The sequence below is a fragment of the Pseudomonas juntendi genome, from assembly GCF_009932375.1.
GTDB lineage: Bacteria > Pseudomonadota > Gammaproteobacteria > Pseudomonadales > Pseudomonadaceae > Aquipseudomonas > Aquipseudomonas juntendi.
In genome coordinates this window covers 17,640-37,648 of the sequence record NZ_BLJG01000068.1, presented here as the reverse complement: position 1 = coordinate 37,648, position 20,009 = coordinate 17,640, and the positions used below count along the sequence as shown (strand labels likewise).

Sequence of the window (20,009 nt, the reverse complement as noted above, 5' to 3'; positions counted from 1 at the left end):
CGCCTCCCCGGCGAGGATCGCCCATGAACATCTACCGCCACACCTTTACCGCCGTTTGCCCTAGCGATGCCGAGGTGATCGTCTACAGCCTGGAGATACGCAGCCAGTCGATGATCCGCGTCGAGCACATCAAGACCGCCACCGCGCTGATCAAGCAGGGTTGGCACGAGCAGATCGCCGACCAGTTGGCCGAGCGATTCGGTGGCGACCAGGTGATCAAGGCGTTGCACCAGGGCGTCGAGATCGAAACGGTGAGGCTGAGCGGATGATTCACTACCACGGCACGCCTATCGGCGGCTCACGGCAAGACGCGGCTCGGCTGCTGGCCGGCCGGCACGCCTTGGTGCCATTCCCGCGGCAGGACGACATGGGCATCGTCGCCGAGGCCTGCCAGTCGTTTGTCTTCGACAACGGCGCGTTCACCGTATGGAAGAAAGGCGGCCAGGTCGATGTCGATGGATACACCCGCTGGGTGGATGACTGGCATCGGCACCCCGGCTTCGACTGGGCCCTGATCCCTGACGTGATCGACGGGGACGAAGACGCCAACGACCGGCTGCTCGAGCAATGGCCTGGCCACCTGCCCGGCGTGCCGGTCTGGCACATGCACGAGTCGATCGAGCGGCTGCAACGCTTGGCTCAGTCATGGCGCATGGTCGCCTTGGGCAGCTCAGGCCAGTGGCGTTCGCCGGGCACCGCAGCTTGGTGGAAGCGCATGGGCGCCGCAATGGACGCCATATGCGATGACCAGGGGCGGCCTCAATGCCGTCTGCACGGCCTTCGAATGCTTGACCCAGCAATCTTCCAGAGCCTGCCGCTGGCATCTGCCGACAGCACCAACGCTGCGGTCAACGGCGGCAGCATAAGCCGCTTCGGCATGTACACCCCGCCGTCGGCCGGTCAGCGCGCCAGCGTTATAGCCGACCGAATTGAAGCACACACCAGTTCCCCAATTTGGCAGCGCGAGAGCCAGACAGAACTGGCCTTGTGACATACAGAGGTATCCCCATGCCCACAGAAAACCGATCCAGCAACACAGAGATGATCAGCGAACTGCTGCCCTGCCCCTTCTGCGGCGGTAAAGCTGATTCGCGCTGCACGGCCGGCCCAGATCCAGACTGGTTTGTTGAATGCACCGAATGCTTGGCGTCAGCCCCGGTGTTCAACGAAGACAAACTAGATGGCTGGAACATGCGCGCCCAGCCAGCCCCGCAGCCCCACGCCGAGCCGATAGCGTGGATGGTTGGTACTGCCATCTGGTGGCATAAGCCAGGGGCTGAGCAGGATTCTGCGAAGACGGGCGAGCCAATGGTGCCGCTGGGTCCATGCGACAGCCCGAGCGAGATCGCACGCCTCACCGCGCAGTTCAAGGACTGGCAGGCAAGCCATCACCGCAACTATTGCAAGGCGGCCGACGAGCGCGATGAGTTGCGCGGCCAGCTCGAACAAGCGCGCCGGCTGCTGCATACCGCGAGCATTCGCCTTGCGAACTGGCTGGAACCAGGTGATGACCCGCGCAAGCAGATCATTGCGTTTCTGGAGGACACCGCCGAGCCGACAGGAACGGAAGAACAGCCAGGGTTCGAGCTGATCGGCCCCCAGCTTCTTGAGTGGAATCGATCATTGGTTCAGCCGTGCATCTTGATCGGCCATGAATACGGCGTCGCGACGAAAGCTATGAAGCTTGCCCGCCAGGCGCTTTCAGGCAAATCGCACTGAGAGCACATTTGTACTCCACCCCGCTGTAACCCCTCTCCCCTCTATTCACTGCCGCGATATGGCGGCCAAGGACGAAGTCATGCCCGCAGAAAAGCAACCGGCTTGGCCGGACCATTTCCGTTACATCGATTCCATCGGCCCCGAAGGCGTCACGATCGTGTGCCGGCGCTACGTGGTGATTCGCGAAAGCGAGCACTGCTACTGGCTTGTGCCCGAAGGCAGCGAGGGCTATGCCATGGCGCGCCAGGAAGCCACAGGGAAGGTCTGGGGCAACGTCAAGCGCGTATCGAAAGACTCCTGGCGCAGGTTCGCCTACCCAGGCAAAGAGGAGGCGCTGCGCAGCTACAAGGCCCGCAAACGCCATCAGCTGAGCCATGCCGAGCTGGCTCTGGAGCGCGCCAAGGCCGCTCTGGCAGATATCAAGGATCTGGAAGCGATCGACGACGAGCACCTGTGCGCCGGCGGCGACTACATCAAAGAGCTGAACTGGGTGGACTGCTGATGACCCGACTCGCCCTCTGCCTCCTGCTGCTGGCCACCGGCGCCAGCGCAACCGAACTTCCGTCAGGCGTCTGGTCCTTCGAGGACAAACCCCGCGGTGTCGTCTGCTACGTCATGAACTCGCTGGGGAACAACGCCATCAGTTGCGTGAAGGTCTGGATGCCGCAAGTCGCCGGCAACCAGCGCCAGCTCTCCCCGCACGAAACACAACCCGAACCTACACCCGCACTGGCGCCTGGGCGCTGGATTGATGAGAGGTATCAGCTGTGATGGACAAGATGCGCGAGCAGTTCGAAGCGGCATATGCAGCCAAGAGCACGGCCCGGAATGGCCGCTTCTGCCCGGAAGTGCTTACACGCGGCGATGACGGCGAGTACATGATCCCATCCGTTCAATCTGCATGGTGGGCCTGGCAGGCCTCCCGCGAGGATGTGGTGGTTCAGATGCCGGACCGAGCAGCCGAGGCCTACCGCGAAGAGTTCGACGATGTGGAAGGCGGCAGCTTCAACGAGGCGGCCTACATCCGCGACGTGCGCAAGGCGATTGAGGCCCGGGGCCTGAAGGTGGCGCCATGACCGACCTGATCGAAGTGAAGACGGCCGACCTAGCCGACGAAGCACTTGGGTGGGCTGTAGGCAAGGCGGAGGGCCTGGACGTGTTCCTGGCCCCGCCGGAATACGGCAACCCGTGGCGGGTGTTCGCCCGGTACCAGGGCCAGGCCATCGAGCACACCAAGCGCTACAACCCGTGGGAAGACTGGGCGGTGGGCGGGCCGGTCATGCAGAAGCACAACGTAAGCCTCCACTGCCCACAGCCAGAGTGGCACTACTGGGCAGCCTGGATAACCGAAAACGGCAAGGACGTGGCCCAGGGTGCTGATCTGCCATTGCCGGCAGCATGCCGCGCCATTGTCGCCCACACGCTCGGCAATACCGTTCAGGTGCCGAAGGAGCTGATGCCATGAGAACCCTTGGCGAGATCATCGAGGCCGCGCGATCCGGCGAGCGCCCCGAGTACGACGAGCTGCGCCTGGCCGTGTGCGCGATGGACATGCTCATGACCTTCGATCGCCAGGCCATTTGGAAGCTGGCCGAGGGCGAGCAAAAGGGCAAGAAACCGATTCTGGTCTGGAGCAGCCTCTGGCAGCGCGACGAGAACTTCATGCGAGTGAAGAGCGCCATGGCCAAATATCCAAAATCATACCTTGGACCCAACTACGACCCCGACAGCCCCGCGGTGCAAGAGCGGCGGCGCATGTCGATCGCCATCATGGAAGGCGTTTCACGCCGCGCACAGGAGAAGCAGCAATGATCCTGCCCCTGATGTACATGGCCTACCTGATCTACAGGGGGCCGCGATGAGCAAGCCGCACGCACGAACCAGCACCGGCGCAAAGGTCACCATCACCATCGAGATGACGAGTCTCGGATCATGGGGGCCCGACTGCACCTTGGACCAGGTCTACCGCCAAGCACGCGAAGCGGCGATTGGGCGACTGAATAGGGTCTTCAAGGATCACGTCGCCACCACGCGCATCCTCGGACCTGTGATTGTCGAAGCCGTCACCACCGACCTCGAAAAGCGTTAACCCCCTCCTACAACTCAAGCCATATTGTCGAGCCCGACAAAATGGTGATCCCTGCCCACTACTCAAGCCCGCCGACATGCGCGGGCATGGAGAGCTATTGCCATGATCATCGACGACGTGATGACGGACAAAATCACGCTCCACGGCCTGGGCTTCGTCCAGGTCCAGCTGCAGGGTGAGCAGCGCCTGCACGTTTGGCACCCAGAACTGCCCCGACGCAGCTGCTTCGAGCACTCTGCCATCCACGACCACCGCTTCAACTTCGTATCGCGGATCTTGGTCGGGAAACAGATCAACCACTGCTACGACATGCGCCGCCTGGAAGACGGTGAATTCGTTCTCTATCTGCACGAGGGCGCGCGGCAGACTGGCGGCAGTAGACCGTGGACCCCAGACGGCAGGGCTAACATGGTGCACCACTCAACATGCACCATTGCCTCGGGCGATGTGTACACCACCAGGGCGTACGAGTACCACCGTACCGAGCCTGGCGGTGATGGCCGCGTGGCTACCATCATGCAAAAGCGCGGCGAATACCCTGCCGGCGCCCACTCCACCTGCCGCTACGGCATCCAGCCTGACACCGACTTCGACCGCTACCAGTGGCCCGCAGCTCGACTCTGGGAAGTCGTGCGGGAAGTACTGCTGGCCTGACCACCAACATGCCGCCACCGGCGGCGTGGAGACCATCCATGAACCTGATCGACTGCTACTTCACGAAGATCCTCGGCGAGCCGTACCGCAAGTTCGGCCACTGGTGGGTATCGGCCGAGTACGAATCGGAAGGCCGTCGAGGCAAAACCAAGCTCATTTTCCGCACCGAGGAAGCCGCCCGGGCGGCGAAGGTAGGGCACCACTTCTTGGCCTAAGGAGGCACAGATGGAGCAAGAAATCATCCACGTTCCCGAGCTGGCGAAGATGCTCGGCCGAACTGAATCATCAATCCGCAGTGCACGCCAGGACGGGGCGAGCTGGCTCCCGCCGTTCTTCAAACAGGGAAAGCGGGTGTGTTGGCGGGTCGCCACCGTCCGCAAGTTTCTGGAAGAGTTTGAGCAGGGCCTGCACACCCCGGCAAAGCCCGGGCGGAAGCGCCAGGCCCCGCCGACGCTTGCCAGTGTGCGTTAACCCAGCTTGTCGGCCAGGGAGTCAGGGCAAAGATGCGTGTATCGCCGGAGCATCGACAAGGTTCGGTGCCCGGTGATGCTGGCCACCTCCATCAGGGACAACCCTTTCTCGAACAGCCGCGATGTGCCTTCATGTCGCAGGTCGTGGAAGTGCAGGTCTTTGACCGCGGCAGCTTTGCAGGCTCGGTTGAAGTACTGACTGACCGAGTGAGGTGCCAGCGAGAACACTCGGCCATCCAGGCGCGCAGGCAGGCCATCAAGCAGCGCCCTGGCCTTGGTGGATAGCGGCACGAGTCGACGACTTCCGTTCTTTGTGTCCTCAAGCAGCACATGCTTGCCTTTGACGTTCTCGCGGCGCAGGCCCAGCAGCTCGCTGCGGCGCATGGCTGTCTCCACAGCTATCTGGATGATCGCCGGCATTTCGGCGTGAATCTCCCCCGCCTTCTCGATCACCGCCGTGAGCTCGAAGCTTTGCGGTCGTCGATCCCGCTCTTTTGCCCCCTTGGGCATCCGCAGCTTCATCACCGGGTTGCTCAGCCCCTGAATACCCCAGTCCTTGATTGCCACCGTGAACAGGTGGCTGATGATGGCCAGGTCAAGCCGTACCGTGGCCGTGGACTTCCCCTCCTTGAGCTCACCATCCCTATATAAAGCAAAGTCGCTGGATTTCAGCGCAGCCAGTCCTTTGTCGGCCAGCGCGTGCTTCTTCCACTTGTTGATCCGGGTCATCTCCTGCTTCGCGCCTTTCTTCGACGCAGTGATCTCCCGGGCGTAACGGTCCAAGGCCTCGGCCAGGGTCGTGCGCTCTGCCTCCCGCATGTCAACGAAGCGCGCCCGCGACATATCACCCTCGATCTCGGCTGCCCAGCGCTGGGCCTCGGCCTTTGTATCGAAAGTCGCAGACAGTTGCGGGTATCCTTTGCGGCGGATCTTTGCCCGCCATGCGCCGCCTGGGCGCTGTTCGTAGGTAGCCATGCACCGGATTTTGCCGGGGACAGAGGGGACACGCAATTTACTTTGCTGTCCCAAATTTGTCCCAAATGCAGGTGGCGGGGTCAATCCGCAGGCATTAAAAAAGCCCCGCAACCTCAAGGGCTGCGGGGCTTTCGAATGGTGGAGGCCGAGGTCGGAATCGAACCGGCGTAGACGGATTTGCAATCCGGAGCATAACCACTTTGCTACTCGGCCTCAAAGTCGGACATAGCAGCTTGCGCTTTGCTATCCCCTTGAAACACTGAACCTTTTTCAAAGTTCGCTGCGTTTCGATGGGCGCCATTATGTCTTCATTCTTTTAACCTTGCAACCCCCTCAACGAAAAAAAATTTCAACGGGTTCAAGGTGTTAGCGCAGGCGGCCGAGTTTACTCCACAAACCCACCAAGGTGTTCTCTACCGCGCCACTGGCTGCCACGCCGATTCGCTCCTGCAGGCTTTTACGCTCGGCATAGTGCAGGTGGAACAGGTTGGCGTTGCGGGCACGTTCGCTCAGGTACTCGTCGCTGGTCTGCAAGGTATCCACCAACTGGCGGTTCAGGGCCGCCACACCTAGCCACACTTCACCGGTAGCCACTTCGTCAATGTGCAATTGCGGGCGATAGCGGGCAACGAAGTCCTTGAACAACTGGTGGGTGATGTCGAGGTCTTCCTGGAACTTCTCCCGGCCTTTCTCGGTGTTTTCGCCGAATACGGTCAAGGTGCGCTTGTATTCGCCAGCGGTCAGCACCTCGAAATCGATGTCGTGTTTCTTCAGCAAGCGATTGACGTTGGGCAATTGCGCCACCACGCCGATCGAACCCAGTACGGCGAATGGCGCACTGACGATCTTGTCGCCGATACAGGCCATCATGTAACCACCGCTGGCAGCCACCTTGTCGATGCACACGGTCAGCGGGATGCCTGCCTGGCGAATGCGCGCCAGCTGGGAGGCGGCCAGGCCGTAGCTGTGCACCAGACCACCGCCGCTTTCCAGGCGCAGTACCACTTCATCGCGTGCGGTGGCGAGGGTCAGCAGCGCAGTGATTTCATTGCGCAGGCTTTCAGTGGCCGAGGCCTTGATGTCGCCATCGAAGTCCAGGACGAACACGCGGCCCTGCTCGTCGGCCTTGCCTTTGCCCTTCTTCTGTTGTTTCTCCGCCTTGGCCTGCTGCTTGCGCAGCGCCTTTAGCTGGGCCTTGTCGAGCAAGCCGGATTCCAGGCGCTCGCGCAGGTCCTTGTAGAACTCGTTCAGACGGGTGACCTGCAACTGCCCACCCGATTTGCGCCGCCCTTTGCCACGCAGCCCGGCGATGGCCGATAACACCACCAGAATGGCGATGACCAGGGTGGCGGTTTTGGCGAGAAAGCTTGCGTATTCGGCAAGAAACTCCACAGTTGTCCTCAATGCCCGGAATTAAAGGGCTACGCTACCATGGCTTGTGACACTTTGGTACGGTCTTGTGACATTCCGAAGCATTTGAGGCAGGCTCAGCGGCGGACCTTTTGGGCACCCTTCTGGGGCCTTTTCGCCTGCGCACGAGGGGCCTTATCGCCCCAGAGCGAGCCCATGAGGGCCACACGGGGGAACCTCGGTGAGTAGAAGCAATGAGGTGGTCTCTCAGATTTTTCTATCAGATTTTCATCAGGGGCCCTTGAAGCGAGCGTATAGCCAGAAGGCCACATGAACAGCCACGCAGACCCAGTAGGCAGCGTGTAGCGTGTCCATGAGGTTCTCCGGGTGATTAAGAAAGGGATCTGTGGAACCGAATGTCAGTGAGGCCATGCTGTTTAGCTACTTCAAGCAGGCCCTCATAATCCTTTGGCCATCCTTCATCTGGCGATTCACTGCATGCTCCAGATTGAAGCAACGCAAAGCACAATGCTGCATGAGGGGTCAGAGACTGAACCGCTATCTTGGTCACGACACGCTTATTTTTGAAGGTGTAACACAGTGTGCAACTCATTGGCGGCCCTGCGTTGCTCAAGAAGCAGATCCCAGATCTTAGCCCCCCAAAGCATTGCAATAAAGAATTTTATTAGATGGTCTTCAAGCCCAGCTCAGCGGCTCTCTGCGGGGTCAGGTTGCCCTTCTTTACGGCAGCACGTAGTCCCTTCTGGGTGTTCTTGTGGGGCGCCTTGGCCTTATTGGTGTCTACCCACTTACCCGGTTGTTTGCCTTTGGGTAGCTTCAACTGTCCAGCGCAGAGACCCGACAAAGGTTCTGGACGGTGGCATGAAGGAACAAACAGGAAGACTCTACGATTGATTGGGTGATGCCAGTATCAAGCTGGCGCTTGCCCAGCGACGGGCGAATAGGACAGCCCAAATCTGGACCGTCCTCTTTACGGAGTATCTTCACGAAATTTCGGGGAGATGGAACGAATGCAATTTCTGCATCCGTAAGCCGTGCCCCTGCCGGTCCCTCTTTAGGTCCGGTCTTACGGGGCTTCTTTCAGTTGCTCTTAGGCAGCCGTAACGTTCAACACATAGGAGTCTGAGAAACCACCGTCAACGGTTGTCACAGTAATGATTGCCTTGCCTGCCTTGAGAGCCTTAACGGTCCCGGTAGCAGACACAGAGGCCACAGGCTCACCAGCATCATCGGAGTCATCAGAGATGGTCCATACGACATCCTTGTTGGCGGCATTGCTTGGGGCAACGGTCAGGACGTTGGTGTACGAATCACCTACAGCGAGGTTCTTAGAGGCGTCCTTGAAGAACACGACTCTCACCTTCACGGGTGAATTATCGAAGCTGATGCGAGTGATCATCGGAAAGTCCACCATCTCGGTCTGGAGACCATCGGCGGTCAGCTTCACCTTGACCTTGCCGTTAGCCACGATGTCCACCACGGTGCCGATCTCAAAATCCCAACCTTGAGCATTTGCGTTGCGGGTCGCTTGGATCTTCCAGATGTCACCCTCACGGTTCTCACGGTAGCTCAGCGAGGTGAAGTACTTGGGCAGCAAGAACAGGCCATAGTCAGCACCGCTATAAAGCTGCACAGAGGCGCCAATGAGGTCCTCAATGTCACCCACGCCAGCACGCTGGGCAGCACGCTCAAGAACGGCCACGAGGCTCACAGGCAACAGGACCACGAAGTCAGACAACGAGGTGCCTACGGTCTGGTTGATGTGGGTCGTCAAGAGGTCGATAAGATCCTCAGCGATCTCTACGGGCTTGCCGGTTGGCTTGGCCTCAGAGAACATTTCGGTACTTGGAGCGTCCGAGAGGATCTTAGCGATGCTCCCAGCGGCACTAAGCTCGATGTCACGAAGCATCTTGTCAGCGGTCTGAGCCAAGGACCCTACAGTCCAACCGGCCTGAATGTGGTGATCGAGGATGGTTGCACGATGGCTGATGACCAGAGCGGTATCGGTTCGCTCCGTGAAGATCACAGACCCGGCCAGGACTTCGCCTTTGCTGATGGTTTGGTTATCCCAGTTCTTGCGAGGGTCGAAGGTGACGGTACGGTCAGCCATGGCGATGATTTGTTGACCAGTGGCCTCAGAGCCAGCCGGACGGAACTCACAAGGGGTTGCCTCCATGGCAGCCTCTCGCCACTCATCACCGTTCAAATAGTCCTCAGCGGCCTCCACGAGGGCCTGCACATAGACAGACGGATCGGTGGCCGCTTCGGTCTCGCTTCGGATGTCACCAGCGTTGAAGCGGATCGACCCAGCCTCATGGCCCGGAGTGTCGTTGAAAACGGCAGTGGTGTAGGTGGACGGCTTGACGTATTGATTAGGTTTCATGGGAATTGGTCTCCTGAATTAGATTGAATGAAGGTGTGTGCGTGGATTACCAGCCAGCGTTGCCACGGGAGGCAGCGCGCATACGCATACCGTGCTCCTTGATGGCAGCGGCTCGGGCTTCGCGCTGGGCCTTCGCTTCGGCAATCTCACGGGGGGTGTCTTCGCGGCAACGCTCAGCAGCTTCACGCACTTCTTGTAGGCGCTTCTCATGTTCGGCTTTGTTTTCCCGCTTGGTCTCGAAGTAGGTCAAAGCGTCCTCTTGGATGGCCTTGAGAGACAGACCGGCTTCCTCGAAAGCTTTGATCACTCCGAACTTAGCGCCGTTGTTCCGGCCACACTGGGCCATCAGCAAGGGCAGCATTACGTTCTCGACGTATTCACGTTTGAGAGGCTGGCCCGACACGGTTACTTCATCTTTCAGGACTTTGGTGATGGTGATGTTCATGGATTTGGATCTCCTATAGGCGACCCTTTGATTCGACCTTGGCGCCATAGACGCGCACGACCAGACGGCCAAGGAGGGAGCCTCATGGGCATCTTCCAAGGTCGATCAAAAGGTTCTGGGGTTTGGGTAGTTATTGCTGATGCGGGATCACAGGACATGGCAAGCCTGAGAGGGCATCTGAAAGGACAACCGTGGCGACGGTCGCTGTGTTACTTGTGGCGAGCTGTGAGGACCACAGGGACGCCTTTGACTACATGGTAGAAGTCGATCAGGTCGAGACTGGTAGCAGTCAGTAGATCCTCAAAGGCCTCCATGTGGAAAGCTCCCAGCCTGTCCGAGACAAACGCCTTGGCTTTCTCTGGGGTTCGATTGATGAAAACATCAAGGGTCTTTAGGTTGAACACAGCGGTTGCTGATCGGCCAGTCATGGCTGACTCGATAGACAGTAACGAATTGGCCTGCTCATGACAGAGACCATCGAGTACAAAGTGGAATCGCATAGTGCCTCCTGTATTGGGAAGCCAAGGCAATAGTCATTAATGAATAACAACTATTGACAATGGACTCAAAGGTGATCTTAAAGAGGGATCTTTAGGTATATCTCACAGGGGTCTGGGGATTGCTCTTAGCAATAGTGAGGGTGTCTATAGGTGTAGGGCTATTAACCCTGCTTTGCCTTCATGACCTTCCACTGAGGTGCTCCAATGATTACCCCGTGGGTATCCTTTCGGGCAGCATCGCCAAGGTGACTTTCCCTGATGGTAGCGAGCCAGTGTTGGGCAGCCCGTGCGTTCTCAAAGAAGGCCCGATGGGTAACTCCCCGGATGGTCGTCTTCCCAATGAATCGCTCGCCTTTGGTGTGATGCTTGTCTCTGGTCACGCCAACGGGAAGGTCAGTATCTTTCTTTGGCATCTTGCGACCCTGAAGACCCACCACACGATTGCCCATATTCTCGTGATAGGTCAGCGGTCGCAGATTGTTTGGATGATTGTTGTTCGGATTACCGTCGATATGGTCAATCACAAGCGACTCATCAAACGAGCCGTGAGCCATTCGATAAACGATGCGGGCCTTCTGGACACGGATCTTGTGCTTGGTCTCGCCGTCCATCCAAGTGACTTCTACCTGCTGTCGTAGTGAGCCATTGGTGTAGGAGCCCACAGGGGCACCCTCTACGGTCCCTCTGCGGGTCTTGCCGGGAATGAGTTTAAAGTCACGAGCTACGATCCCTTCGTGGTCGTTGGATAGCTTGTAGCGTGCCTCAAGGACTTCTATCGGTGGTAGCACGCAGGCCATCACGTTGGTGCCTTGAAGGCGAATCTTGGTTGGTGTCGTCATTGGTGGTCTCCCGTGTTGGTGGATTGGTGACTGGGTGTAGTGGCAATAGTGAGGGTTTTAAATCCTACGGCTATGGTCACAGTCAGCTCGACCAACAAATACGGGACCTACAGGGCATCTTGAAGTTTTCTACGGGCACGCTCGTGCGCTCCCGAAGCAAGGCCAGGACTCAACGAGTCGATTAGATTTCACGTAGGAACGCGGTAGAGATGAAGCCGGTCTTGCGGATGGAAGTTAAAAATGGCGTTGCTTGAGTTCTTCAAGCCAGCCACAGCCGCTCGGGCCACCTGAGTCGCCACGAGCAGCAGGTCATGCTCAGGGCGGCCCGCAAGGACTCCAGCTTACAGACTTTTACCACTTGCCTTTTTAATACTATCGTCAGCCACGGCGCAAATAAACTCAGCAATACTGGAAGAGACGTTCCCACTCCCAAACATGAAATCGCTATCAAACTCGTACTCACCACCAACACTCAAACTTACAAGCTTTCCCATATTATTATTGCAATCCGCAACCGACACATACCACTTATACAATTGTATGTCAGAAGTCTTTGAGTTAACCACTCGCCCTGCTATGAGCGCAACGGCAGCTTTATTTTTAGTCGTAGTAAACTCAAATGAGCCGGGCTTTCCTTCCCATTTAAGACCATCATTGGTTGATCCAAGACTAATCCAATTGGTCCCAGCAGCAGCCGAAAAACTGAGGAAAAGAGAGATAGCACTCACCAATCCGATTGTTCCATTACGCATCTGCAATCTCCTTAAAAACCACAGAACAGTATCATTAAGACATCACTCTGGCGAGAGGAAGACCTCGGTTACTCGCCGAATCTATGAACATCCTCGCGCCAGCCTCAAGGCATCCGTCATGAGCGCCATTGAGGCCGCCGCATTGCCGCCGTAGAGATCGAACGCAAGAGTCCCCGAGCTATGCCCCAAGATGGCCTGAGCTATGCCCACAGACACGCCAGCGGCCTTCAGATCGGACGCCATCGAGTGCCTCAGCGAGTGGAACGACAACCCTTCCCCGGTATTGGTCCCCAATAAGTCACGGATGATCTGATTGGTGAGCTGATCGAAGCCACTTTTAGACTGGGAGAACAACCGCCCTTGGGTCTGCGAGAGCCTCTCAAGGTGATCCTCGGGGATGCCAAGCAACGGCACTGTGCGACGACTGAAAGAGTTCTTCAGGGTCTTCCCGTCCTTGTCATTGATGTCCATAACCCAATGGCCATTAGCCTTATAGATGTCACTGCCCGTGAGCTGGTGAATCTCCCCAATGCGGGCCCCAGTGGCGACCCCAAGAGCAATAACAGATGCCTTCCAGTCCTCCCCGAGGCTGCTCACAGCCCAGTCACGGAGAGCCTTCAGGTGGTCCTTGATGAAGGCTATGCGGTCGCTCTCGGAACCTTTGGCAATGAGCAGCTTCTTGGAGTAGTCACGCTCAATGAGACCCGTAGCCACTGCCCAGCCAACGACAGAGGAAGCATGGGTCATGATCTTGTTAACAGAGGATGGCTTACGTCCATCAGCTAACAGAGCGTCACGAAGGCCCACGAAGGTGGCCCTTGAGTGCTTCGCCATATCGGCGTCCTTGAGATGCCCTGCGATGGTCTTGGTGCAGCTCTCCCAGTTCTTCAAGGTGTTGGCCGACAGGTCCCCGCCCCGCTCAGCCTTGAAGGCGTCATAGAGAGACTGGAAGGTGGCCTTGGTGTCATCAGTAATACAGATAGGGACGGGGACAGGCTCATGCCTATCGACAGGATCGAACTGATAGTCCTTTCCTATAGAAGTCTTAAGGTCTCCCTCAAGTAGCCCCACCAGCTCACGGAGATCCCCTGAGTGGCGCCCCTCAGCAGCCCTCAGAACCCGCTGAGCCATCAAGACAGCCTTCGCCTGGGCTAACCCCATCGGCGTAGTATGAGCGATCTCAGCGAGGTTCTCAGAGACCTCCGACAAGACCAGTCCGTAGGCGTCCCCTTGAGGATTGCCTAAGGCTTCCTCAGCGATGTCCCGAAGGTTGTCCCGTAGTTCCTCCCACGATGCCTCAGGGTTGTCGAGGTGGAACGCCTTGAGGGTCTGTAGGAGGTGCTTGGCAGTAGTCATGGCAGCGGGTCGATTAGCGGTCTTGAGCGAGATCGTACAGGAAGTGTGGCAGCCCTTGAGGCGGACTCGGAGGTGATATCGACCCGAGGCTCTACGGTAGACGTAGGGCACTGCGATTTGTGACACGTTGGGACGATTTGTGACGCTGGATTCAACGGTGTGGATGGTCATTTTGGGTGGAAGCCCCGTGTTGCTTGGCTTTACCCGAGATCAAGGACAGTTGGCAAGAAACTCCACGTTGACTCCTTAAATACCAGCGCCATCACGGCGCGTAACTGTTGCAAGCATACCGGTGCATCTGGCGTGCTGCCAGCGTACGCAAACGCTGGCAACATCTTTCAAACAACCTTTTCAAACGCTTGTATGTTTTTCGTTGACAGCCTCTGTGCCGCGTCCTAACCTCGCAGCAACCTCCTACAGGCCGGAACCTTCCGTGGGCAACCTCTACCTGATCCGACACGGCCAAGCCTCTTTCGGTGCCGCTGACTACGACGTACTTTCGCCAGTGGGCGAACGTCAGAGCCTGGCGCTGGGCGAACACCTGGCCCAACTCGGCGTGCGGCTGGACCGCTGCGTAGCTGGGGACCTGCGCCGCCAGCAGGACACCGCGCGCCTGGCGCTGCAGGCCTTGCACGCCACGGGTTGCCCGGTACCCGCTGTAGAGACCGACGTGGCGTTCAACGAGTTCGATGCCGACGGTGTTATCCGGGCCATGCTGCCTGGGCTGCTGCCGGCAGAGCCCGATGCGCTGCAGGTGCTGCGCAACGGTGCCGAGCACCGCAGCGAGTTCCAGCGCCTGTTCGCACTGATGGTGCAGCGCTGGCACGATGGCGAGCACGGCGACGATGACCTGGAAACCTGGCAGGCCTTCACCGGCCGTGTGCACGCCGGCCTGCAACGCGTGCTGGATGCAGCCGGCAGCGGCGACAACATCGCTATCTTCACCTCGGGGGGCACCATTGCTGCCCTGCTCCACCTGGTGACCCGTATCACCCCCAGCCAGGCGTTCGCGCTGAACTGGCAGATCATCAACACGTCGCTCAGCCAGCTGAAGTTTCGCGGCCGCGACGTGGCGTTGGCTTCCTTCAACAGCCAGGCCCATGTGCAGCTGTTGAGGGCGCCGGAGCTTGTCACTTACCGATAAAGCCGGCTAGTTATGTCCCTGCGGGGACGTGTAAATCACTCAATAAGGAATGCGCCATGACCTCCGTAGCTGATGCCGTCAAAAAGATGCAAGAGAAGTTCAACCCATCCGCTGCCGCCGGCCTGGACCTGGTGTTCGGCTTCAACATCACCGATGAAGACAAACACTACGCACTGATCGTCAAGGACGGCACCTGCGAACTGCAGGAAGGTGAAAACCCGGATGCCAACTGCACCCTGGTGATGGACAGCGAAACCCTGAAGGGCATCGTCAGTGGCGAAACCGACGGCATGCAGGCCTTCATGGGCGGCAAGCTGCGCGTAGAAGGCGACATGATGTTGTCGATGAAGTTGAGCGAACTGTTCCCATCCTGAAGGCCGGGAACAGCGCATGATCGAAAACCGAAGCCTGACCGGCTTCGGTTTTTTTTTCGCCTGCCCAACCCATCAATGGCTGCATCAAGGCAGCTGATCGTACAGCAACACCCCGACCTATTACGCACCTGGGACGCTTGTTCCATAACGGGCAGGCCATTAGATTAGCCAATAGTTCCTGCGATCGAGAATAAGGAAAACGCATGACGCTCACCGACCAGTCCACCCAGGCACGCCCCGGCGAAGAGCTCGACGCGGGCGTCATCGATCCTTATCTGAAGGCCAACATCGCCGGCCTTGATGGCCAGCCCAGCATCAGCCAGTTTCCGGGCGGCGCTTCCAACCTCACCTACCTGGTCAGCTACCCTGGTCGCGACCTGGTGCTGCGCCGCCCGCCGTTCGGCCAGAAGGCCAAATCCGCCCACGACATGGGCCGCGAGTTCCGCATCCTTAACCAACTGAACAGCGGCTTCCCGTACTGCCCAAAGGCCTACGTACACTGCACCGACACCGGCCTGATCGGCAGCGAATTCTATGTGATGGAACGGGTCAAGGGCGTCATCCTGCGCTCGGACATTCCGGCTGAACTCAAGCTGGATGCCGAGCGCACCGAAACCTTGTGCAAAAGCTTCATTGATCGGCTGGTCGAACTGCACCAGGTGGACTACAGCGCCTGCGGCCTGGCCGACCTGGGCAAGCCGGAAGGCTACGTGCAGCGCCAGGTAGAAGGCTGGACCAACCGTTACGAGAAGGCCCTGACACCGGATGCGCCGCACTGGCAACACGTGACCGCCTGGCTGCACGAGAAAATGCCCGCCGACCACCCGCGGCCCGGCATCGTGCACAACGATTACCGCTTCGACAACGTGATCCTCGACGCGGACAACCCTATGCGCATCATCGGTGTACTGGATTGGGAAATGGCCACCCTGGGTGACCCTTTGATGGACCTGGGCAACAGCCTCGCCTACTGGATCGAAGCCGGTGACCCGGCCCCAGTGCAACTCATGCGCCGCCAACCCAGCAATGCACCAGGGATGCTCAGCCGTCGGCAGTTCGTTGACTACTACGCCGAGCGGGCCGGAATTCGCCTGGAAAACTTCGATTTCTACTACTGCTACGGCCTGTTCCGCCTGGCCGGCATCGTCCAGCAGATCTACTACCGCTACTACCACGGCCAGACCCAGGACAAGCGCTTCGCCCAGTTCATCCACATGAACCGCTTGCTGGAACAGATGACCCTGCAGGTCATCGCCAAGTCCAGCCTTTGAGCCCCGCCCACCACGGATCACAAGGAAAACAGCATGCCCAAGACCCACCTGTTCGACCTCGATGGCAAGATTGCCTTCGTTTCCGGCGCTAGCCGTGGCATTGGCGAGGCCATTGCGCACTTGCTGGCGCAGCAAGGTGCCCACGTGATCGTTTCCAGCCGCAAGCTGGAGGGCTGCCAGCAAGTGGCGGACGCCATCACCGCTGCAGGTGGCAAGGCTACGGCGGTGGCCTGCCACATCGGTGAACTGGAGCAGATCCAGCACGTGTTTGCCGGCATCCGCGAACAGTTCGGGCGCCTGGACGTGCTGGTCAACAACGCCGCCACCAACCCGCAATTCTGCAACGTGCTGGACACCGACCCGGGCGCCTTTCAGAAAACCGTGGACGTCAACATCCGCGGTTACTTCTTCATGTCGGTCGAGGCCGGCAAACTGATGCGCGAGCATGGCGGCGGCAGCATCATCAACGTGGCCTCGATCAACGGGGTTTCGCCAGGCCTGTTCCAGGGTATCTATTCGGTAACCAAGGCAGCGGTCATCAACATGACCAAAGTGTTCGCCAAGGAGTGCGCCCAGTTCGGTATCCGCTGCAACGCCCTGCTGCCGGGCCTGACGGACACCAAGTTCGCCTCGGCGCTGGTGAAGAACGATGCCATTCTCAACGCGGCCTTGCAGCAGATCCCCCTCAAACGCGTGGCCGACCCCAAGGAGATGGCCGGCGCGGTGCTCTACCTGGCCAGCGATGCCTCCAGCTATACCACCGGCACCGCGCTGAACGTCGACGGTGGTTTCCTGTCCTGATCAGGCTTTGACCGCCACCAGGGTATAGCTCAGGGGCAGGCGTGCGGGCTGTTCGCGAAGGCGATACTCGCCGTCGTCGCCCTTGATCATCTGCCCTGGCAGCGCCTCCCAGGGGATGCTCTGGTGCTCGACCAGCGTGGTCAGGTGCAGGCCGTGGCTCAGCAAGGCACTGATCACCTCGCCAAGACCGTGGTTCCATTCGTGGGTTTCGCTGTGGGCCAGCCGCTGATCGGTTTCGACGTAAGTCTGGTCGCTATGCCACACCGTTGGCTCCTGCTGCTCGAAATAGGGATATTCGAGCTGCAAGCGGTCCTGGTGGTCCTCGTTGACAGCCATCAGCATGGGGTGGCCATCGCGCAGGAACAGCCGCCCGCCCGGTTTCAGCAAGGCCGCGACGGTACGGGCCCAGGGCTCGATGCGAGGCAGCCAGCAGAGCGCGCCAATCCCGGTGTAGACCAGATCGAAGGTGCGCCCTGGCAGCGCCTTGTCAGCCGCGTAAACATCAGACTCGACATACTCGATAGACGTTCTGCAGCGTGCTGCCAACACCCTGGCCTCGGCCAACGAAGCGGCAGAATAGTCCAACCCGCACACCTGTGCGCCAAGGCGGGCCAGGGAGAGGGTGTCGGTGCCGATGTGGCACTGCAGGTGGATCACATCAAGGCCGTCGATATCGCCCAACAATGGCAAATCAAAACGCACGGTGTCGGACAGCCGGTCGCGGTCGCGGACGAGCTGTTCGATTGCGTAGTCCTTCGAGGCAGCATGCAGCGGGGCGCGTTCATCCCAACTGGCACGGTTGAGTTGCAGGGAATGGTCCATGGTGTCTTCCTTGAATGCGAGCAATTGATGCTAGACGCCGCACTCACTGGCCGACAGAACTACCTTGCAAAAAAATGTAAACCAGCTGTCTCTGTCCGCCAAAGGGTAGCCAAATCCCCTTACAAGCAGGTCGCTGCCGCTGCCCGGCGCTGCAGCGCCACGCCGTCGCGCTTCTGCGCGTAGTAGTCGACCCGCGTGCCAGCGGCCTGCGGGTACACGTCCACGAACGCTTCGGCTTCACGGGTATACACCGTCAACCCGCCCTGCTTGCGCGGTTGCAGGTAGCCACTGGCATCGTCACCGAACACCCTCTCTTCCTGCCAGCTGTACTGAATGCACTGGGCCACCAGCTCTGGCGCCTTCTGCGAGTCGAGCTGCGCCGTCGGCTTGCCGCCGCGGGCAGTGTCCATGGTCGCAGCAGCACAACCAACCAGCATCAGCGCCGCAGCCATCGGCAGAATCGCACGCATGTTCCATCCTCGGGGGTTTGAAAAAGAAGCGACTCTAGCATTGGCACGCAGCGCGAGTGAATTGTCACGCGTATTCCGCTGTCGCAGACAATACAAGCCGTCATAAGGACATTGCCATGAAACTGCACTATCTACTGTTCGCCGCCCTGCCCTGCCTGCCATTGGCTGCCACCGCTGCCCCCTCGAGCGAAGAAAGCGTCACCGCCCCGGAAACCCACAACCGCGAGCTGAAGGTCGGTGACAAAGCGCCAGACCAATACAAGCGTGACGAGGAAGCCATCAAGAACTGGAAAGCCAAGGGCCTGCCACAGCCTGAGAAGGAAAGCCACTGGGTGCGCATGGGCGATCACTATGTGCTGATACAGATTACCAACGGCGTGGTGCTGGCCATTCAGCCTGCGTCCTGATTCAACCCGCTGCGTCCAGCGCCACCATGTGCACGGTGTCGCGCCCGGCGGCCTTGGCCTGGTAAAGCGCCGCATCGGCCTGCGCCAACAGGCTGGCGGTGCTGTCTTTGCTCCCCGGCACATCGCACCACAGGCCAACGCTGAAACGTAGCTCGATGTGGTCGCCGGCAAACCGGGCCGGGCTGCGCGCAATGGCCTCGCGCAGCCCTTGCACGGCAGCCAGGGCCCCGGCGCGGTCGGTAGCAGGCAGCAGCAACAGAAACTCCTCTCCACCGTAACGCCCGAGGCTATCGCCCTGGCGCAGGCGTTGCTGCAACTGCCGTACGCAATGGCACAACACTTCGTCACCGGCCAAGTGCCCATACAAGTCGTTGATGCGCTTGAAATGGTCGATATCGATCATCGCCACCGCAAGGCTCACCTGCTGCCCACGGGCGCGGTCCAGTTCGCTGGCAAAGCGCTCGAGAATCGCCCGACGGTTGAGGGTACCGGTGAGCACATCATGCAAGGCCAGGTGCTGCAGGCGCGATTCACTGCGCTCCTTGGCCATCAGCACCAGCCCGATCGAATACATCATCACCGTCACGGTGCCAATGGCTACCGAGATGCTCTGTTTCAGGTTGCTGGTGTCATAGCGCATTTCCACAGCCGTGCCATTGGCCACCGCAACCACCCGCATGCCCAGGCCCACCAGGCTGATCAGCGCACCGATCTCCAGCAGCAGGTGCGCTTTGCCCGGTCGTTCGCCATGGCGCCATGCCCAATAAAGGATCAGCGCACATTGCAACATCAGCACCAGGGTCGCCAGCAACATGCGCGGCTCAAGGGTATCGAGCAGCAGCATCAACCCCACCAGCATGAACGCCGGGATGATGAAAATGACCCGCCAGGGCACTACCCGCTCGCGCACACGGAACAAGCTGGCCGTATAGAAGGCCAGCGCCAGCGAAAGCAGGCTGTTGCCCAGCCCGTAGCTGAGCCACAGGGGGGCCTGGGCGTAAAGGGTGTAGCAGACGTAAGCCAGCGCGTGCACCAGCAACCCGCAACCGGTGAGCATCAGGTTGTCGCGGCGGTTGCCGTGCCCGACCAGCAACAGGCAGAACGCCAGGATGGTGGCAACCAAAGCAACAGCGGCGAACAAGGTAGGAGTATGCGCGATCATCATGA

Annotated in this window: 28 protein-coding genes and 1 tRNA gene; 17 read left to right on the top strand and 12 right to left on the bottom strand. The window is 59.3% G+C overall.

What is annotated here, in order from left to right:
- The 12 genes from GYA94_RS10340 to GYA94_RS10290 all read left to right on the top strand — a co-directional run.
- Window positions 1-269: hypothetical protein (locus tag GYA94_RS10340; protein WP_255326919.1), on the top strand; the 269-nt coding region annotated here is incomplete at its 5' end.
- Window positions 266-991, top strand: coding sequence for a hypothetical protein (locus GYA94_RS10335; protein WP_161892273.1), 726 nt, complete (start codon window positions 266-268; stop codon window positions 989-991). The genes GYA94_RS10340 and GYA94_RS10335, both read left to right, overlap by 4 nt.
- 50 nt (window positions 992-1,041) lie before the next feature.
- Window positions 1,042-1,719, top strand: coding sequence for a Lar family restriction alleviation protein (locus tag GYA94_RS10330; protein ID WP_161892272.1), 678 nt, complete (start codon window positions 1,042-1,044; stop codon window positions 1,717-1,719).
- A gap of 79 nt (window positions 1,720-1,798) precedes the next feature.
- Window positions 1,799-2,221, top strand: coding sequence for a hypothetical protein (locus GYA94_RS10325; protein WP_255326918.1), 423 nt, complete (start codon window positions 1,799-1,801; stop codon window positions 2,219-2,221).
- Complete coding sequence (locus GYA94_RS10320) at window positions 2,221-2,490, top strand: hypothetical protein (RefSeq protein WP_161892270.1); 270 nt, start codon at window positions 2,221-2,223, stop codon at window positions 2,488-2,490. Before GYA94_RS10325 ends, GYA94_RS10320 begins: the two co-directional genes overlap by 1 nt.
- Window positions 2,490-2,795 carry a phiTE_015 family protein gene (locus tag GYA94_RS10315; protein WP_161892269.1) on the top strand — a complete coding sequence of 102 codons (306 nt, stop codon included), beginning with the start codon at window positions 2,490-2,492 and terminating at the stop codon, window positions 2,793-2,795. Before GYA94_RS10320 ends, GYA94_RS10315 begins: the two co-directional genes overlap by 1 nt.
- Window positions 2,792-3,184, top strand: a complete 393-nt coding sequence (locus tag GYA94_RS10310; RefSeq protein WP_161892268.1) for a DUF2591 domain-containing protein — start codon at window positions 2,792-2,794, stop codon at window positions 3,182-3,184. Before GYA94_RS10315 ends, GYA94_RS10310 begins: the two co-directional genes overlap by 4 nt.
- The gene (locus GYA94_RS10305; protein ID WP_161892267.1) at window positions 3,181-3,531 is read left to right on the top strand and encodes a hypothetical protein; all 351 of its coding nucleotides are present in this window, start codon (window positions 3,181-3,183) and stop codon (window positions 3,529-3,531) included. The genes GYA94_RS10310 and GYA94_RS10305 overlap by 4 nt, the downstream gene beginning before the upstream one ends.
- Window positions 3,532-3,577: 46 nt before the next feature.
- Window positions 3,578-3,808, top strand: coding sequence for a hypothetical protein (locus GYA94_RS10300; RefSeq protein ID WP_161892266.1), 231 nt, complete (start codon window positions 3,578-3,580; stop codon window positions 3,806-3,808).
- 102 nt (window positions 3,809-3,910) lie between these two features.
- Window positions 3,911-4,462, top strand: coding sequence for a hypothetical protein (locus GYA94_RS10295; protein ID WP_161892265.1), 552 nt, complete (start codon window positions 3,911-3,913; stop codon window positions 4,460-4,462).
- A gap of 38 nt (window positions 4,463-4,500) precedes the next feature.
- A complete protein-coding gene (locus tag GYA94_RS27660; protein WP_167524221.1) occupies window positions 4,501-4,677 on the top strand; it encodes a hypothetical protein in 177 nt (58 codons plus the stop codon).
- 10 nt (window positions 4,678-4,687) lie between these two features.
- Complete coding sequence (locus GYA94_RS10290) at window positions 4,688-4,933, top strand: helix-turn-helix transcriptional regulator (RefSeq protein ID WP_070086141.1); 246 nt, start codon at window positions 4,688-4,690, stop codon at window positions 4,931-4,933.
- On the opposite strand, the gene GYA94_RS10285 is transcribed toward GYA94_RS10290, so the two are convergent.
- The 9 genes from GYA94_RS10285 to GYA94_RS10245 form a co-directional block, all read right to left on the bottom strand.
- On the bottom strand, window positions 4,930-5,907 hold the full coding sequence (locus GYA94_RS10285) for a site-specific integrase (RefSeq protein WP_070086140.1): 978 nt from the start codon (window positions 5,905-5,907) through the stop codon (window positions 4,930-4,932). The two genes, GYA94_RS10290 and GYA94_RS10285, sit on opposite strands and share 4 nt — an antisense overlap.
- Before the next feature lie 139 nt (window positions 5,908-6,046).
- A tRNA-Cys gene (locus tag GYA94_RS10280) sits at window positions 6,047-6,120 on the bottom strand.
- Window positions 6,121-6,273: 153 nt separating this feature from the next.
- Window positions 6,274-7,299 (bottom strand): protease SohB, encoded by a 1,026-nt coding sequence (gene sohB / locus GYA94_RS10275; protein ID WP_009682123.1) that lies wholly within the window; start codon window positions 7,297-7,299, stop codon window positions 6,274-6,276.
- A gap of 1,069 nt (window positions 7,300-8,368) precedes the next feature.
- Window positions 8,369-9,661, bottom strand: coding sequence for an Ig-like domain-containing protein (locus tag GYA94_RS10270; RefSeq protein ID WP_060517190.1), 1,293 nt, complete (start codon window positions 9,659-9,661; stop codon window positions 8,369-8,371).
- Between the two features lie 46 nt (window positions 9,662-9,707).
- Complete coding sequence (locus GYA94_RS10265; RefSeq protein WP_060517188.1) at window positions 9,708-10,106, bottom strand: hypothetical protein; 399 nt, start codon at window positions 10,104-10,106, stop codon at window positions 9,708-9,710.
- Between the two features lie 209 nt (window positions 10,107-10,315).
- Window positions 10,316-10,606, bottom strand: coding sequence for a hypothetical protein (locus GYA94_RS10260; protein WP_060517186.1), 291 nt, complete (start codon window positions 10,604-10,606; stop codon window positions 10,316-10,318).
- Between the two features lie 161 nt (window positions 10,607-10,767).
- Complete coding sequence (locus GYA94_RS10255) at window positions 10,768-11,445, bottom strand: HNH endonuclease (protein ID WP_060517184.1); 678 nt, start codon at window positions 11,443-11,445, stop codon at window positions 10,768-10,770.
- A gap of 341 nt (window positions 11,446-11,786) precedes the next feature.
- Window positions 11,787-12,197, bottom strand: coding sequence for a hypothetical protein (locus GYA94_RS10250; protein ID WP_060517182.1), 411 nt, complete (start codon window positions 12,195-12,197; stop codon window positions 11,787-11,789).
- 81 nt (window positions 12,198-12,278) lie between these two features.
- Window positions 12,279-13,553: a tyrosine-type recombinase/integrase gene (locus tag GYA94_RS10245; protein WP_060517180.1), complete on the bottom strand. Its 1,275-nt coding sequence runs from the start codon at window positions 13,551-13,553 to the stop codon at window positions 12,279-12,281.
- Between the two features lie 433 nt (window positions 13,554-13,986).
- Here GYA94_RS10245 and GYA94_RS10240 point away from each other — a divergent pair, with 433 nt between their 5' ends.
- The 4 genes from GYA94_RS10240 to GYA94_RS10225 all read left to right on the top strand — a co-directional run bounded on the left by GYA94_RS10240 (window position 13,987) and on the right by GYA94_RS10225 (window position 17,143).
- Entirely contained in the window at window positions 13,987-14,697 is a 711-nt protein-coding gene (locus GYA94_RS10240) for a histidine phosphatase family protein (protein ID WP_161892264.1), read from the top strand.
- A gap of 56 nt (window positions 14,698-14,753) precedes the next feature.
- Entirely contained in the window at window positions 14,754-15,071 is a 318-nt protein-coding gene (locus tag GYA94_RS10235; RefSeq protein WP_009682121.1) for an SCP2 sterol-binding domain-containing protein, read from the top strand.
- Window positions 15,072-15,274: 203 nt separating this feature from the next.
- Window positions 15,275-16,342 carry a phosphotransferase family protein gene (locus GYA94_RS10230; RefSeq protein ID WP_161892263.1) on the top strand — a complete coding sequence of 356 codons (1,068 nt, stop codon included), beginning with the start codon at window positions 15,275-15,277 and terminating at the stop codon, window positions 16,340-16,342.
- Window positions 16,343-16,375: 33 nt separating this feature from the next.
- Entirely contained in the window at window positions 16,376-17,143 is a 768-nt protein-coding gene (locus GYA94_RS10225) for an SDR family oxidoreductase (protein WP_054913018.1), read from the top strand.
- Here the strand turns inward: GYA94_RS10225 and GYA94_RS10220 are convergent, their stop codons facing one another.
- Both GYA94_RS10220 and GYA94_RS10215 read right to left on the bottom strand, forming a co-directional pair.
- Window positions 17,144-17,965 carry a class I SAM-dependent methyltransferase gene (locus tag GYA94_RS10220; RefSeq protein ID WP_161892262.1) on the bottom strand — a complete coding sequence of 274 codons (822 nt, stop codon included), beginning with the start codon at window positions 17,963-17,965 and terminating at the stop codon, window positions 17,144-17,146.
- A gap of 119 nt (window positions 17,966-18,084) precedes the next feature.
- Window positions 18,085-18,435 carry a hypothetical protein gene (locus GYA94_RS10215; RefSeq protein WP_161892261.1) on the bottom strand — a complete coding sequence of 117 codons (351 nt, stop codon included), beginning with the start codon at window positions 18,433-18,435 and terminating at the stop codon, window positions 18,085-18,087.
- Between the two features lie 116 nt (window positions 18,436-18,551).
- Between GYA94_RS10215 and GYA94_RS10210 the strand changes: the two genes are divergently transcribed.
- Window positions 18,552-18,842 (top strand): RcnB family protein, encoded by a 291-nt coding sequence (locus GYA94_RS10210; protein ID WP_009682115.1) that lies wholly within the window; start codon window positions 18,552-18,554, stop codon window positions 18,840-18,842.
- A 1-nt stretch (window position 18,843) separates the two neighbouring features.
- Here the strand turns inward: GYA94_RS10210 and GYA94_RS10205 are convergent, their stop codons facing one another.
- Window positions 18,844-20,004, bottom strand: coding sequence for a GGDEF domain-containing protein (locus GYA94_RS10205; protein WP_161892260.1), 1,161 nt, complete (start codon window positions 20,002-20,004; stop codon window positions 18,844-18,846).
- Window positions 20,005-20,009 lie beyond the last annotated feature (5 nt).

Bases quoted from the DNA above. Each gene is read 5' to 3' on its own strand.
- GYA94_RS10335 (WP_161892273.1), top strand. From the start codon at position 266: ATGATTCACTACCACGGCACGCCTATCGGCGGCTCACGGCAAGACGCG.
- GYA94_RS10330 (WP_161892272.1), top strand. From the start codon at position 1,042: ATGATCAGCGAACTGCTGCCCTGCCCCTTCTGCGGCGGTAAAGCTGAT.
- GYA94_RS10325 (WP_255326918.1), top strand. From the start codon at position 1,799: ATGCCCGCAGAAAAGCAACCGGCTTGGCCGGACCATTTCCGTTACATC.
- GYA94_RS10320 (WP_161892270.1), top strand. From the start codon at position 2,221: ATGACCCGACTCGCCCTCTGCCTCCTGCTGCTGGCCACCGGCGCCAGC.
- GYA94_RS10315 (WP_161892269.1), top strand. From the start codon at position 2,490: ATGGACAAGATGCGCGAGCAGTTCGAAGCGGCATATGCAGCCAAGAGC.
- GYA94_RS10310 (WP_161892268.1), top strand. From the start codon at position 2,792: ATGACCGACCTGATCGAAGTGAAGACGGCCGACCTAGCCGACGAAGCA.
- GYA94_RS10305 (WP_161892267.1), top strand. From the start codon at position 3,181: ATGAGAACCCTTGGCGAGATCATCGAGGCCGCGCGATCCGGCGAGCGC.
- GYA94_RS10300 (WP_161892266.1), top strand. From the start codon at position 3,578: ATGAGCAAGCCGCACGCACGAACCAGCACCGGCGCAAAGGTCACCATC.
- GYA94_RS10295 (WP_161892265.1), top strand. From the start codon at position 3,911: ATGATCATCGACGACGTGATGACGGACAAAATCACGCTCCACGGCCTG.
- GYA94_RS27660 (WP_167524221.1), top strand. From the start codon at position 4,501: ATGAACCTGATCGACTGCTACTTCACGAAGATCCTCGGCGAGCCGTAC.
- GYA94_RS10290 (WP_070086141.1), top strand. From the start codon at position 4,688: ATGGAGCAAGAAATCATCCACGTTCCCGAGCTGGCGAAGATGCTCGGC.
- GYA94_RS10285 (WP_070086140.1), bottom strand. From the start codon at position 5,907: ATGGCTACCTACGAACAGCGCCCAGGCGGCGCATGGCGGGCAAAGATC.
- GYA94_RS10270 (WP_060517190.1), bottom strand. From the start codon at position 9,661: ATGAAACCTAATCAATACGTCAAGCCGTCCACCTACACCACTGCCGTT.
- GYA94_RS10265 (WP_060517188.1), bottom strand. From the start codon at position 10,106: ATGAACATCACCATCACCAAAGTCCTGAAAGATGAAGTAACCGTGTCG.
- GYA94_RS10260 (WP_060517186.1), bottom strand. From the start codon at position 10,606: ATGCGATTCCACTTTGTACTCGATGGTCTCTGTCATGAGCAGGCCAAT.
- GYA94_RS10255 (WP_060517184.1), bottom strand. From the start codon at position 11,445: ATGACGACACCAACCAAGATTCGCCTTCAAGGCACCAACGTGATGGCC.
- GYA94_RS10250 (WP_060517182.1), bottom strand. From the start codon at position 12,197: ATGCGTAATGGAACAATCGGATTGGTGAGTGCTATCTCTCTTTTCCTC.
- GYA94_RS10245 (WP_060517180.1), bottom strand. From the start codon at position 13,553: ATGACTACTGCCAAGCACCTCCTACAGACCCTCAAGGCGTTCCACCTC.
- GYA94_RS10235 (WP_009682121.1), top strand. From the start codon at position 14,754: ATGACCTCCGTAGCTGATGCCGTCAAAAAGATGCAAGAGAAGTTCAAC.
- GYA94_RS10230 (WP_161892263.1), top strand. From the start codon at position 15,275: ATGACGCTCACCGACCAGTCCACCCAGGCACGCCCCGGCGAAGAGCTC.
- GYA94_RS10225 (WP_054913018.1), top strand. From the start codon at position 16,376: ATGCCCAAGACCCACCTGTTCGACCTCGATGGCAAGATTGCCTTCGTT.
- GYA94_RS10220 (WP_161892262.1), bottom strand. From the start codon at position 17,965: ATGGACCATTCCCTGCAACTCAACCGTGCCAGTTGGGATGAACGCGCC.
- GYA94_RS10215 (WP_161892261.1), bottom strand. From the start codon at position 18,435: ATGCGTGCGATTCTGCCGATGGCTGCGGCGCTGATGCTGGTTGGTTGT.
- GYA94_RS10210 (WP_009682115.1), top strand. From the start codon at position 18,552: ATGAAACTGCACTATCTACTGTTCGCCGCCCTGCCCTGCCTGCCATTG.
- GYA94_RS10205 (WP_161892260.1), bottom strand. From the start codon at position 20,004: ATGATCGCGCATACTCCTACCTTGTTCGCCGCTGTTGCTTTGGTTGCC.